This is a genomic window from Asticcacaulis sp. AC402 (genome assembly GCF_000495835.1).
GTDB lineage: Bacteria > Pseudomonadota > Alphaproteobacteria > Caulobacterales > Caulobacteraceae > Asticcacaulis.
In genome coordinates this window covers 1-13,124 of the sequence record NZ_AWGC01000015.1, presented here as the reverse complement: position 1 = coordinate 13,124, position 13,124 = coordinate 1, and the positions used below count along the sequence as shown (strand labels likewise).

Sequence of the window (13,124 nt, the reverse complement as noted above, 5' to 3'; positions counted from 1 at the left end):
GATAGACTTGCTAGTGACAAGTCAGTCACGGTCATAGTTTTGACGGTATTACCCTCATATTCTGGAGGTTGCAAAGGGGATCTGCATGAAGACCTGTGTTCTGGGTGCCGGATTATTTTTCGCCGCCCTTCCGGCGACGGCGCAACATGCCATTGATCAGCAGCCAACTCACGCCCTGACTAACATCGTGATTTTGGAATGGGGACCCGAGCCACCGGGTTCAGGCTACATACATTTTATGCGCCGCATTACAGTCACGGATCTTCCCGGAAAGCGTCTTGATCTTTGGGTTACCTGGTTGGGCACCGGCCAAGCGCTACCACCTGTGGGACAAGGCTGTGATCTGGAATATCGTCTTGGCGCGCTCGCCACGACGGTAGAGCCGCGGCCGTTTTTCAGCATGAATCACAAAATCCTGGACAAGTTCGTCTGCCAGCCGATTTGATCGCATTTCCTCTTGGAAAATTTGCGGCAAATCACCTAAGTAACCAGGCCTATGGCCGACTTCTCGCTTGACGACCTGATTGACTGTTACCGCTGCGGCGTCTTTCCGATGTCGGATGCGCGCGACGACGACTACCTGTTTCTGGTCGACCCGCCGATGCGTGGCATACTGCCGCTGGACGAGTTTCATATCCCCTCGCGGCTGGCGCGGACCGTGCGCAAGGACGACTACGCCGTCCGCATCGACACCGCCTTCCCACAAGTGATCGAGCTTTGCGCCGAGGAAGCCGTCAATCGCACCTCGACGTGGATTTCACATTCGATCCAAGCCCTTTATCAGGCGCTGTTCGCCCGCGGCCTGGCCCATAGCGTCGAGGTCTGGCGCGACGGTCATCTTATTGGCGGGCTGTACGGCGTGGCGATTGGCGGCGCCTTTTTCGGCGAAAGCATGGTGTCGCGGGCAACCGATGCCTCCAAGATCGCGCTGGTCCATCTGGTGGCACGCTTGAAGGCCGGCGGGTTTAAGCTGCTCGACTGCCAATTCCAGACCGAACACCTCACCCAGTTCGGCGTCGTTGAAGTCGAAAAGACGGACTATCTGGAAATTTTGGCCGCCTCCGTTGATCTGAAAGCGGATTTTTACGACCTGCCGTCAACCTCGACCGGAAAAGACGTGATGGATTTCCTCCTGAAGCAGGAGCAGAATCTGCTTTAGAGCGGGATGAGTTTTGACGGAATCAAAACCCCGCTCTAGATTTTTGTTGTGTCGCGCAATCTGTCCGAAAAGTGCGTCACACTTTATCGGAATGCACTCTAGCTCGCCGTGCCGCCCAAGGGCTTGCGGCAACCGATGATCCAGGCGTCATAGATCGGATGCTGCATCGGGTTCAGGCTAGGGGTCGAAGCAAAGCTCCAGCCCTGGAAGACCTGCCTGGATTTGGTGCCTGCTGAGGTATTGGTCGCCGGCAGTGGATTGGTGCGCACCGTCATATAGGCCATAACGTCGGAATGGGCTTCGTCGTCAGCCGTCGTTTCGCACGCCTTGACCAGATAGATCAGGCCCTTGTAGCGCACCGGCTGGCCGATTGGCGCTTCGAAGCGCACGCTTTCGGCGTTGATCTTGTCCAGTGCTTCAATGATCGCCGTGCCATATCGCGGACGCTTCTTATTCACATAGGCCACGCCGCTGGAGGACGACGACGACGACGATGCCGACGAAGCCGCCTTCGGTTTGGCCTCCGGTTCGGCCTGTGCCTGGACTCCGGCCGGCGGCACATAGGGTTTTAGTTCCTGTACGGGGGCGGCGGGCGTCGCCGGTTGAGGTGCGGGCGCCGCTGTCGTCGCAGCGGGCTTGGCGGCCTTTTTCTTTTCCGGCGTGTAGGGCTTATATTCGACGCCATCGACATAATAGGGCTGCGGATCGTAGTCAGCGTCGTCGACATAACGCGGCACCTGGCGGCCACCGTCACCGCGGGTCGGCGGCGCGGTCTGGGCAGAAGCCGAGACGACAGCGCACAGGGCCACCACACCGACCACAGCCCAGGGCACTTTCCCGGAGACCTTCATTTGCGCGCGCTGGACCATGGTCGAACTCCTACGGTTTCCAGGCTTCGTAGTCGCCGCTGGTCTTCTGGCGCTCGGGCGTTTCGTTGTTCATGGACCCCTTCGGGAACTGCGCCAGGGGCGTGCCGCTCATATTGGGCAGGTGCGGCTTTTCCCACGCCTTGCGCGGCAAAGCTTCCTCGGAAGGCGGGGTATCGTAAAGATAGTGCATCCAGCCATGCCAGTCGGGCGGGATCTTCGACGCGTCGGCATAGCCCTTGTAGAGGACGTAACGACGCTTGCGCCCGACATCATACGAATTGGACGCAGACCGGTCTTCGAAATAGCGGTTGCCGAACTCATCTGTGCCAACCTGGCGCCCGCGCCGGCCGACGGTAAACAGCGTGCCCAGGGTCGCGCCGCTCCACCACAAAAAAATCTTATCCAGCAAGGTACTTACTTCCTTAGCGTCTGCTGGAAATGAACCAGGTCATCACGTGCGTTAAGGTCACAAATCAATTGTGCCTTCGTGTCGCGCACCGACTCAGTTAATTTCCAACGGGTCCTTAGTCACACATCACAACGAACTATAGTGACCCGGTGCGGTCTGGTAAAGCGACATCGGCAAAATTTCTCCCCGAAGCGGCAATACGACAACATCAACATATTGTGGACGATTGTTGAAAGTCCTACCACATTTATTGATGTCTCGCCTGTTGCGCGATACAGTTAACCACAGCCCTGCGTTTTTCCGGACCCTGCCATGGCCTTTTTGTCTCCTGCCCTACGCCGTCTGATTGCTCCTGGTGACCTGGAATCGCGCGTTATCGAGCGCGCCGGCACCTTTACCGAGGTCATCTGCCCGCGCAACATGCCGTCCGCCCAGGCAGAAGCCTGGCTGGACTGGGCCGATTCGCTGGCGGCTGACCTGCCATCGGGCACCTGGACACGATCGGGAGATGCCGACAGCGACGCCTTCGGCGGCGCCATGGCCGACTACGCCCATCGTCTGTCGCAGTGGGGCCTGCGTTTGGGCCACTTCGGCTCGCCCGCCGAAGCCAGTGAGTTCGCCGAAGCACTGGAAGCCACGCTTCTCGCCGGTCTGGCCGCGCCGGCGATGGGTCTTGCTTCCGGGCACCGCATCCACCCGACAGCGGGCGATATCGTGCCTCAGGCGACAGAAGCGGCACCGCTCTATCTCGACGACCCTGCCGGGCGTCAAGTCCTGACGCGACGACTGGTGGATGCCCGCGCCGACAAGCTGCGCGACGCCACCCAGAACCGGTTGGCCGCGGCGCTGGATGACATTTCCAGCGCCATCGCCCGCAGCGAGGGTGAGCACGCCGCCGCCTTGAAACACAATCCGGCTCTCGCCCGCGCCGCCGCGCGTGCGCGCAGCCTGGGTGCCGGTGACGCTCTGATCGCTCGCCAGATCCAGCTCAGCCAGACCGGGAACACGGGCTGGTTGCCGGCCTCGCCGGACGTCACGAAAACGCGCCACCTCGCCGTCGTCGCTGCCCGCGATACCATCAGCGCCGGCGATCCTTTGGCCGTTCTGCTGGCAGAGACCGCCCTGGAAACACCGGGCCTGCATCTGGTTTTCGATCCGCGCGATGCCGAAGCTCTGGAAGGCCAGAACCTGGCGCCAAAGGCCGCCCTCAACGTCGCCCGGTTCTTCGATGACGCCGGCGTCTTCCAGACGGAAGCCTTCGCGGACGCGGTCACCGCGTGGACATGGGCATTGGATATCGAAGCTTCTGTAGCATTTTCAGAAACTTATGCCGACTGTCTTAAACTTCATGCGGAACGTCCGGTCGGCCTGACCCTGGCGGGCTTGACCGATGCCCTGATGGGACTGGGTATTTCCCTGAGCGATGCCGCCGCCGGCGACTACGCATCGCACCTGTTCGCCCTGCTGGAATCCGCGGCAGTCCATACGTCGGCCGTCCTGGCGCAAAAACTCTCGCCGCACGACGGTTTCAAGGCCGACAAGGCTGCCTTCATTGACCGGCTGAGCGGCAAGCTCTACCAGATTACCGCGCTGAAAGGCCATGGCGACCTGAAAGGCCGCAGCCTGGAGTTGATCCAGTCGGCACTGAAGCTGGCCAAGCTGACCGGTCTGCGTAATGCCCAGTCGACAGCCCTGTTCTGCGATGAAGACCTGGCTTTGCGCCTGGGCGTCACCCTGGGTGATCAGGCGATCCGTGACGTCCGCGGGGCCATGGAAGGCGATGACGGCACCTTCGTCACGGTTTTGAAAGCGCCTGTGATCAAGGGCTTGCAGACCCTGGCGGCCGACTGGGACGAGGTCCGCGGCCATCTGCTCGGCCATCGCAGCCTTTACGACGCGCCCCACATCAATGCCACCGCCCTGAAGTCAAAGGGGCTGAGCGAGTTTGAGATCAGTCAGCTTCAGGAATCGCTAATGACGGCATCGAGCCTCGGCGAAGTGTTTTCGACGCGCCATCTCGACGTCAACTTTATTCGCGACATCTGGGGCCTGAGCGAAAGCGATCTGGCAAATTCGGATCTGAACCTGCTGGATATCATGGGTTTTTCTACCGCCGAACAAAGCGTTGCTGAAGGCTATATTTTTGGGCACCGCGAACTGGATTCGCTTAAGGTTTTGAACGAGACGGCATGGCGGTTGATCGCCCCTCCCGGGCTGAAGGCTCAGTTGGCCCTGCGACAGGCCTGCGAGGCCTTTGTCGATTCGCCGTCGACCGCCGGCCTGGTCGTCGCGTGGGATCAGACACCCACCGAAGTCATGAAGCTCTATGCCCTGGCGGCCGGTCTGGAACTGCGCGCGGTCACGATCAGCCGAGCCGAGCCGCCGGCCGATCTGAGACTGGACATCCCGTTGTACGACGAGGCACCGAGACGGGCGCATGAAGCGGTGGCTGCGCCCGCTTCGACATCGGCGTCGGCGTCGTCCCGGATCATAGAGAAGATCATTGAGCGCGAGCGGTCGCGGACCAAGCTGCCCGACCGGCGCAAGGGCTATATCCAAAAGGCGGGGGTTGGCGGGCATAAGGTCTACATCCATACCGGCGAGTATGAGGACGGCTCGCTCGGTGAGATTTTTATCGACATGCACAAGGAAGGCGCTGCCTTCCGGTCATTGATGAACAATTTCGCCATCGCGATATCGATCGGTTTACAGTATGGCGTGCCGCTGGATGAGTTTGTCGATGCCTTTGTGTTTACCCGCTTCGAGCCGGCTGGGCCAGTGACGGGAAATGACCGGGTGCGGTCGGCGACTTCGATCCTGGACTATATCTTTCGGGAGTTGGCGATTTCCTATCTCGACCGCGACGACCTGAGCAATGCAGACCCGGAAGCCTTGAATGCCGATGGTCTGGGGCATGGCGATGCACCGCGTGAACCCGAAGGCGCGATGCCGGCGTCGCAACTGATCTCCAAGGGTTTTGCCAGAGGCACAGCAACAGACAATCTGGTGGTGGTACCGTTTGCCCGCAAACGCGAAGCGGTTAACGAAGACGAGTGAATCCTGTTTATCCTCCATCGCTTTCGGGGGAGGATTAGTTAACTGGCACCGGGTTTGCTGAGTGATTGCCACAATCAGCGAAGGTGTTCTCTAATGAAACGCATTACCCTGGCAGTCCTGGCCCTCGGTCTGCTGGCCTCCCCGGCTCTGGCTCAGAATGCGTCCCAGATCGGCGCAGCCCAGAATGGCGCCAATTGCCCCAAGTGCAACCTGTTCCAGGCCGATCTCGTCGGTCGCACGTTGAAGAACAAGAATTTCGCCGGGGCGCGTTTGCGTCAGGCAGATCTCGGCCTCGGCATCTTCAACGGCAGCAACTTCTCCGGCGCCGACCTGCGCGACGTCAACGGTTCGGCGGCCTTGTTTGGCCGGGCCAGCTTTGCCGGTGCGGACATGACCAATGCCAATTTCGTCGGGGCTTATCTCGAGCACGCCAATTTCCGCGGCGCCAACCTGAGCGGTGTGAACTTCTCAGGCGCCGAAATGTCGTCGGCCACCGGTTTGACCCAGACGCAGTTTGACAGCGCCTGCGGCGACGAAAGCACCCAGGCACCGGCGGGAATCCGCGTCCCGGTGTGCAATCAATAATTTCTGTCGAAGACCGAACACAGCTAAGACAGTAATAAAGCCCCGGTGTGAGACCGGGGCTTCTTCGCACCTGAGTCACCGGGTTTGGCGTGAGACGTCGAAAAAGAACGCAATCCGATAAAGTGTTCAGCACTTTTCGGAAAAGTTGCGCGACAAAACAAAAACCCAAAGCGCAATCCGACAATGTGTTCAGCACTTTTCGGAAATATTGCGCGCCAAAGAAAAAAAGCCTGGAGCGGGGTTTTGATTCCTTCAAAACTCATCTCGCTCTAGCGGAAGAGACTTAGCATATAGGACTGCGACTGGTTGGCGATCGACAACGCCTGAATGGCCAGCTGCTGTTTGATCTGCAATGCCTGCAAGCGCGTGCTTTCCCTGGGCATGTCGGCATCAACAAGCTTGCCGACGCCGGCCTCCATCGAATCCTGGAGCTTGCCAATAAAGGTAGCGTGCCGGTCCAGCGCCTTGGACGAGGTACCTAACCTGGCCAGGGCACCCGAGACATTGCTGATCGAGTCGTCCAGGGTCGACAGCAGGTTTTGCGCCGAGGTCGCGGTCGCGAAATCCGCCGTCGCCCCCAGGGTAATGATACCGCCGCCCAGCGACAGGTTCTGGGCCATCACCGTCAGCTGACTGTTACCCTGGGCATTGGCCAGAGCGCCAATTGAGGTCCTGGAGCCATTGAGCAGGTTGATGCCGTTGAAGGTGGCATTGGCCAGGCTCTTGGTGATCTGGTTGCGGATCGAAACGAAATCAGCCTTAAGCGCATCGCGTGCGGTCGTGTCCAGCGAGGTGTCCGATGCCGCCAGGGCCTTTTCCTTGAGATCGCTCAGCATGTCCTGGATCGACTCGCCGGCGATCATAGCAACGTCGACGGTCGATGAGGTTCGCGAAAGAGACATCTTGACGGAGTCGAGCGACTTGACCTGAGCGCGTTGCGACTGGGCTATGGCGTAGAGGGCGCCGTCATCCTTGGCGCTGGCAACCTTGAGCCCTGTCGAGATGCGGTTCTGCGTCACGCGCAGGTCCGCTGTGATCTTATTCAGGTTCTGGAGGGCCACCATGGCGCCCAAATTGGTGTTGATGGAATTCATCTTCCGAAACCGTCAAACCAGAGGCCTCCCGGACATTCTGTCGGAGGTGACGGGCAGTATGACAGGGAAACGCTAACACTTTTTAAAGAATTAGCGTTTCAGCTGACTAAGCTCGGTGAACAAATGGGGTTTGGGGTCCGCGCCCCCATAATCTAACCAAGCTTGATCGGCAGTGCCGTACGGATGTGCAATTCCTTCAACTGCTTATCCAGCGCATCCGCCGGCGCGCTCATCATTACGTCCTGGCCCTGCTGGTTCAACGGAAAGGCAATGACTTCACGAATGGCCGTCTGACCAGCCAGGAGCATGACGATCCGGTCGATCCCCGGCGCCAGACCGCCGTGCGGCGGCGCGCCGTACTTGAACGCATTCAGCATGCCGCCGAACTGCGACTCGACCACATCGTGACCGTAGCCCGCGATCTCGAAGGCCTTCAGCATGATCTCCTGCTTGTGGTTCCGGATTGCACCTGAACACAGCTCATAGCCATTGCAGACGATGTCGTACTGATAGGCCAGGATCTCGCGCGGGTCCTTGGTCAGCAAGGCCTCCATCTCGCCCTGCGGCATCGAGAACGGATTGTGCGAGAAGTCGATCTTCTTCTCTTCCTCGTTCCACTCGAACATCGGGAAGTCGACGATCCAGCAGAAACGGAACTGATCCTCATCCACCAGACCCAGATCGGTCCCGACCTTCGTCCGCGCCAGGCCAGCGAATTTGACGAACTCGTCGACCTTGCCGGCAACAAAGAAGGCGGCATCGCCATTACCAAGGCCCAACTGCTGACGCAGGGCCTCGGTACGCTCTTCGCCGATGTTCTTGGCGATCGGACCGGCGGCTTCCAGACCTTCAGCCACGCCTTCTGGCGTCCGCCAGAAGATGTAGCCCAGGCCCTTTTGGCCCTCGCCCTGAGCCCAAGAATTCATCTTGTCGCAGAAGGCACGCGAACCACCGGTCCTGGCCGGAATGGCCCACACGGCCGTACCGTCCTGCTCCAGGATCGAGGCAAACACTTTGAAGCCAGAGCCGGCGAAATGCACTGACACGTCCTGCATCTCGATCGGGTTGCGCAGGTCCGGCTTGTCGGACCCGTATTTGGCAATCGACTCCCTGTACGGAATACGCTGGAATGGATAGGACGAGACGCGCTTGCCGTCGCCGAACTCGGTGAACAGACCATGCATTACCGGCTCAATCGCAGCAAAAACATCCTCTTGCGTGACAAAGCTCATCTCGACGTCGAGCTGGTAGAATTCCAGTGAACGATCGGCCCGCAGGTCTTCGTCGCGGAAACAGGGGGCGATCTGGAAGTAGCGGTCGAAGCCCGACACCATCAGCAACTGCTTGAACTGCTGCGGCGCCTGGGGCAGGGCATAGAACTTGCCCGGGTGCATCCGCGACGGCACAAGGAAGTCGCGCGCGCCTTCCGGCGAAGACGCTGTCAGGATCGGGGTCTGGTATTCCAGAAAGCCCTGCCCAACCATGCGGTTGCGGATCGACTGGATCACCTTCGAGCGCAGGACGATATTCTTGTGCAGGGTCTCACGACGCAGGTCCAGGAAGCGGTTCTTCAAACGCACCTCTTCCGGATAGTCCGGCTCGCCGAACACCGGCAAGGGCAGTTCAGCCGCTTCCGACAGCACCTCGACTTCGGTGACACGGACCTCGACCTCTCCCGTATCCAGGTTCGGGTTGAAGGTCTCGGGATCGCGCGCCACGACATTGCCGTCGACCCGGATCACGCTCTCGGCGCGCAAACGTTCGACCTTGGCAAAGCCCGGCGACGACGGATTGAACACCAGTTGGGTAATGCCGTAATGGTCGCGCAGGTCGATGAACAGCAGGCCACCGAAGTCGCGCTTGCGGTGGATCCACCCGGACAGGCGCGCCTGGGAATCGGCGTCGGTCAGGCGCAGGGCGCCGCAGGTGTGGGATCGATAGATGTGCATGGTCGCAAAGCCCAAAATCAGCCTGTAAATCAGGCCGCGTAGGGCACATGATGCGCTCCGATTGTCAAGTCGAAAGCTATAAACGAAGTCATCCACAAGCCGCGTCACAGCAGCGATTGTCATGGCCGACAGTAAGGCCTAGATTCCGGGCATGGCCCGTCAACTTCCACTCGACCTCGAACGCTACGACCGTTTCAGCCGCGACAGCTTCGCCGTCAATGCGGCCCTGCAGGGCGTGCTCGATATCCTTACGACGCCGCACGCCTGGATTAGCCCGCACCTCATCCTGCAGGGTGCCTCCGGCAGTGGCAAGACGCATCTCTGCCACATCTACGCCGCCCAAGCGGGCGCGCACCTGCTGAACCCGAAGGACACGCAGCACCTGGATCTGGCCGGCCTGAGCGGCAACTATGTCGTCGACGATGCCGACCAGGCTTGCGAGGAAGCCCTCTTCCACCTCAGCAACTACGTCGAAAAATCCGGCCATCACCTCGTCATGACGACAAAAGTCCAACCGATTACCTGGCAGACGACCCTGCCCGACCTGGGCTCGCGCCTGCGTGCCATGCGTCTGATCGTGCTGCCGGAGCCCGATGAAGCCCTTTTAGTGGTCGTGCTGAAGAAGCTGTTCGCCGAGCGTTTCATCCACCCCAGCGACGATACACTGGCATATCTGTCGGCGCGCGCCGAGCGTTCGGTCCCGGCGGCACAAAAAATTGTCACAGACCTCGAACACTATGCCAATGGCCGCGCGTTCAACAAGGCGCTGATCCGGGACTTCCTGGAACAGAGCGAAACCTTGTTTGACGATGGGGACATCTAAATCACTGGCCATTGCGCAGCATTGCGCTAGGATCTCCAAAAAATCGCAAAGCTCAGACATGTCCGACGATTCGACTGCCCACTCCGCCACCGACGCACCGGCTGCCCTTGCCGCGGCCTTGCCCGCCGCAATGCCTGCGTCGAACAAGACAGTACCGGTCATCAATCTGGACACGGATGCCCCCTTGGGCAGCGCCTACTACATCAACCGTGAGCTTTCCTGGCTGGCCTTCAACCAGAGGGTCATCGAAGAGGCCGAAAACATCCGCCATCCCCTGTTGGAACGACTGCGCTTCCTGTCGATTTCGGCCAACAATCTCGACGAATTCTACATGGTGCGTGTCGCCGGCCTGCAGGGTCAGGTGCGCGAAGGCGTCCGGGTCGTCAGTCCCGACGGCCACACGCCAGCCGAACAACTCGAAGCTGTTAACCGCGCCGCCGGCCAGTTGATGATCAAGCAGCAGGCCGTATGGCTGAAGCTGCGCGCCGAGTTGACCGCCACCGGCCTGTGTCTGCTGTCCCCCAAAGACCTGTCGAAGACAGATAGTGCCTGGCTGGAAAAGCAGTTCGAAAGCCAGCTCTTCCCGGTTCTGACGCCCCTGGCCATTGACCCGGCCCATCCCTTTCCCTTTATTCCCAACCTGGGCTTTTCGATCGTCCTGAAGCTGCTCCGGCGCAAAGACAACCGCACCATGTATGCCCTGGTGCCGATCCCAACCGGGGTAAAGCGCTTCTGGGAGATCGAGACCGCCACACGCGGCGGCAAACGCAAGTTTATAAGTCTCGAGAATTTTGTCTCTTTCTGCCTGCCCCAGATCTTTCCCGGATTCGATATTGTCTCGCGCGGGCTGTTCCGCATCCTGCGCGATTCCGACATCGAACTGGAAGAAGAAGCCGAAGACCTGGTCCGCGAGTTTGAGGCCCTGATCAAACAGCGCCGCCTCGGCTCCGTGGTCCGTGTCGAAATCGATGCTACCATGCCCGAGGATCTGCGCACCTTCATCATTGGGCAACTTCGGGCCCGGCCGGAGCATGTCGTTCTGATCGAAGGCATTCTGGGCCAATCGGAACTGTCGCAGTTGATCCCTCGCGATCGCAACGATTTGAAATTCGCCCCGTTCGAACCGCGCTTTCCCGAGCGCATTCGCGACAATGGCGGCGACATGTTCACCACGATCCGCGAAAAGGACTTCCTGGTACACCACCCGTTCGAAAGCTTCGACGCCGTGGTCCAATTCCTGCGCCAGGCGGCGCACGACCCCAACGTCATCGCCATAAAGCAGACCCTGTACCGGACTTCGAAGGACAGCCCCATCGTCGCCGCGCTGATCGAGGGCGCCGAGCAAGGCAAAAACGTTACCGCCCTGGTTGAGATCAAGGCGCGCTTCGACGAAGAAGCCAATCTGAAGTGGGCCCGGGCCATGGAACGCGCCGGCGTTCACGTCGTCTACGGCTTCGTCGAGTACAAGACCCACGCCAAGCTGTCGGTCGTGGTCCGGCGCGAAGGTGAAATGCTGCGTACCTACTGCCATTTCGGCACCGGAAACTACCACCCGATCACCGCCAAGGTATATACCGACCTGTCGCTGTTCACCGATAATGCCGACCTGGGCCGCGACGCCATGCGGGTGTTTAACTTTATCACCGGCTACGCCCGGCCCGAAATGATGGAGAAGCTCTACTTCTCACCCATTACTTTAAAGCCCGGCCTGCTCCACCTGATAGATCAGGAAATCGCCAACGCCTGCGCCGGCAAGCCGGCACAGATCTGGGCCAAGTTAAACGCGCTGGTCGACTCCACCATCATCAAGAAGCTGTACATCGCCAGCCAGGCCGGCGTGCAGATTGACCTGATTATCCGCGGCATCTGCTGCCTGCGGCCGGGCGTCCCCGGGGTGTCGGACAATATCCGCGTCAAATCGATCGTCGGCCGGTTCCTGGAACATTCACGCATTGTCTGCTTCGCCAATGGCAAGCCGATGCCGTCAGATCAGGCGCGCGTATTCATCTCATCCGCCGACTGGATGAGTCGCAATCTCGACCGTCGGGTCGAGACCTTGATTCCGATCGAGAATCCGACGGTTCACCGCCAGGTGCTGGATCAGATCATGGTCGCCAATTTGAACGACGAAGCCCAAAGCTGGCAGTTGGGGGCGGACGGGGTCTATAACCGAATCGTTACGAGCCACCTTGACCGGCCCTTTTCCATGCATGACTACTTCATGACACATCCGTCCCTGTCTGGCCGCGGCCGCAGGGTCAAGGACCTGCCCCAAGCCTTTGATCACGTTGGTGTTCGCAAGTAGGGCAGATTCACAACACTTCCCTATTGCGCCGTGTTGGATAAACCGCCATAGCGCCTGCGCGAGTGCTGCACGGGAGACCGCGTCTTGGCGAACTACAATACGGCCGTCATCGACATCGGGTCCAATTCCGTCCGCCTCGTTACCTACCGGATCGAAGGCCGCTCCATCTGGCCGGTGTATAACGAAAAAGTCCTCGCCGGCCTTGGCCGAAGCCTTGGGGCCACAGGAACGCTCCATCCCGATGGCAGTCGCGACACGCTGATTGCCCTACGCCGTTTCCGTGCCATTATTGACTCCTACCAGCTCAAGGACGTCCATACCGTCGCCACAGCCGCTATTCGCGACGCCAGCGACGGCGCTGCCTTCGTCGAAACCATCCGCACACAAACCGGCTTCGATGTTCGTGTTCTCAGCGGCGCTGAAGAAGCCCACTATTCTGCCCTTGGCGTCCTGTGCGGCCACGCCGATGCCAAGGGTGTGGTAGGCGACCTCGGCGGGTCGTCGCTGGAACTGATCGAGCTTGAGGGAGGGGACGCCTTCCGGGGCATCACCTTGCCGCTGGGGCCCTTTGCTCTTGGTGCGCCGTCGCCGATCCTGATCGAACATACTCGCAAAAGGATCGTCGAGGTTCTGGAGCCACATCGCGAACGCTTCCACCAAAAGACCTTTCACGCCGTTGGCGGCGCCTGGCGAAACCTCGCCGTGATCTGGATGCAAAAGGCGAACTACCCGCTGCAGATTGTTCAACAGTTTGAACTGCCGGCGCGTGAAGCGCTCAATATCGCCCGTTTGATCGCGTCGCAATCGACGGGTTCGCTGGAAAGGATCAAAGGGGTCACCAAGCGCCGGATGGAAAACCTGTCCTATGCCGCCC

The 13,124-nt window shown here is 59.9% G+C and carries 10 protein-coding genes and 1 pseudogene; 7 read left to right on the top strand and 4 right to left on the bottom strand.

What is annotated here, in order from left to right:
• Positions 1-85 precede the first annotated feature (85 nt).
• Together ABAC402_RS29705 and aat are read left to right on the top strand one after the other, a co-directional pair.
• Positions 86-445 carry a hypothetical protein gene (locus tag ABAC402_RS29705; protein WP_023449393.1) on the top strand — a complete coding sequence of 120 codons (360 nt, stop codon included), beginning with the start codon at positions 86-88 and terminating at the stop codon, positions 443-445.
• A gap of 51 nt (positions 446-496) precedes the next feature.
• The gene (aat, locus tag ABAC402_RS29700; RefSeq protein ID WP_023449392.1) at positions 497-1,159 is read left to right on the top strand and encodes a leucyl/phenylalanyl-tRNA--protein transferase; all 663 of its coding nucleotides are present in this window, start codon (positions 497-499) and stop codon (positions 1,157-1,159) included.
• Between the two features lie 98 nt (positions 1,160-1,257).
• On the opposite strand, the gene ABAC402_RS29695 is transcribed toward aat, so the two are convergent.
• Complete coding sequence (locus ABAC402_RS29695) at positions 1,258-2,028, bottom strand: DUF2155 domain-containing protein (protein WP_023449391.1); 771 nt, start codon at positions 2,026-2,028, stop codon at positions 1,258-1,260.
• Between the two features lie 10 nt (positions 2,029-2,038).
• Positions 2,039-2,437: an NADH:ubiquinone oxidoreductase subunit NDUFA12 gene (locus ABAC402_RS29690; RefSeq protein ID WP_023449390.1), complete on the bottom strand. Its 399-nt coding sequence runs from the start codon at positions 2,435-2,437 to the stop codon at positions 2,039-2,041.
• Between the two features lie 312 nt (positions 2,438-2,749).
• Here ABAC402_RS29690 and ABAC402_RS29685 point away from each other — a divergent pair, with 312 nt between their 5' ends.
• Together ABAC402_RS29685 and ABAC402_RS29680 are read left to right on the top strand one after the other, a co-directional pair.
• Positions 2,750-5,494, top strand: coding sequence for a hypothetical protein (locus ABAC402_RS29685; RefSeq protein WP_023449389.1), 2,745 nt, complete (start codon positions 2,750-2,752; stop codon positions 5,492-5,494).
• 93 nt (positions 5,495-5,587) lie between these two features.
• Positions 5,588-6,079: a pentapeptide repeat-containing protein gene (locus tag ABAC402_RS29680; RefSeq protein WP_023449388.1), complete on the top strand. Its 492-nt coding sequence runs from the start codon at positions 5,588-5,590 to the stop codon at positions 6,077-6,079.
• Positions 6,080-6,348: 269 nt separating this feature from the next.
• Here the strand turns inward: ABAC402_RS29680 and ABAC402_RS29675 are convergent, their stop codons facing one another.
• Complete coding sequence (locus ABAC402_RS29675; RefSeq protein WP_023449387.1) at positions 6,349-7,173, bottom strand: flagellin; 825 nt, start codon at positions 7,171-7,173, stop codon at positions 6,349-6,351.
• Between the two features lie 152 nt (positions 7,174-7,325).
• Positions 7,326-9,122 (bottom strand): aspartate--tRNA ligase, encoded by a 1,797-nt coding sequence (gene aspS, locus ABAC402_RS29670; RefSeq protein ID WP_031235532.1) that lies wholly within the window; start codon positions 9,120-9,122, stop codon positions 7,326-7,328.
• Positions 9,123-9,273: 151 nt separating this feature from the next.
• On the opposite strand from aspS, the gene ABAC402_RS29665 reads away from it, so the two are divergent.
• The 3 genes and pseudogenes from ABAC402_RS29665 to ABAC402_RS29655 form a co-directional block, all read left to right on the top strand.
• A complete protein-coding gene (locus ABAC402_RS29665) occupies positions 9,274-9,945 on the top strand; it encodes a hypothetical protein (RefSeq protein ID WP_023449385.1) in 672 nt (223 codons plus the stop codon).
• 58 nt (positions 9,946-10,003) lie between these two features.
• The gene (locus ABAC402_RS29660; RefSeq protein WP_023449384.1) at positions 10,004-12,250 is read left to right on the top strand and encodes an RNA degradosome polyphosphate kinase; all 2,247 of its coding nucleotides are present in this window, start codon (positions 10,004-10,006) and stop codon (positions 12,248-12,250) included.
• Positions 12,251-12,334: 84 nt separating this feature from the next.
• Positions 12,335-13,124, top strand: a pseudogene (locus ABAC402_RS29655) (Ppx/GppA family phosphatase); the annotation flags it as partial.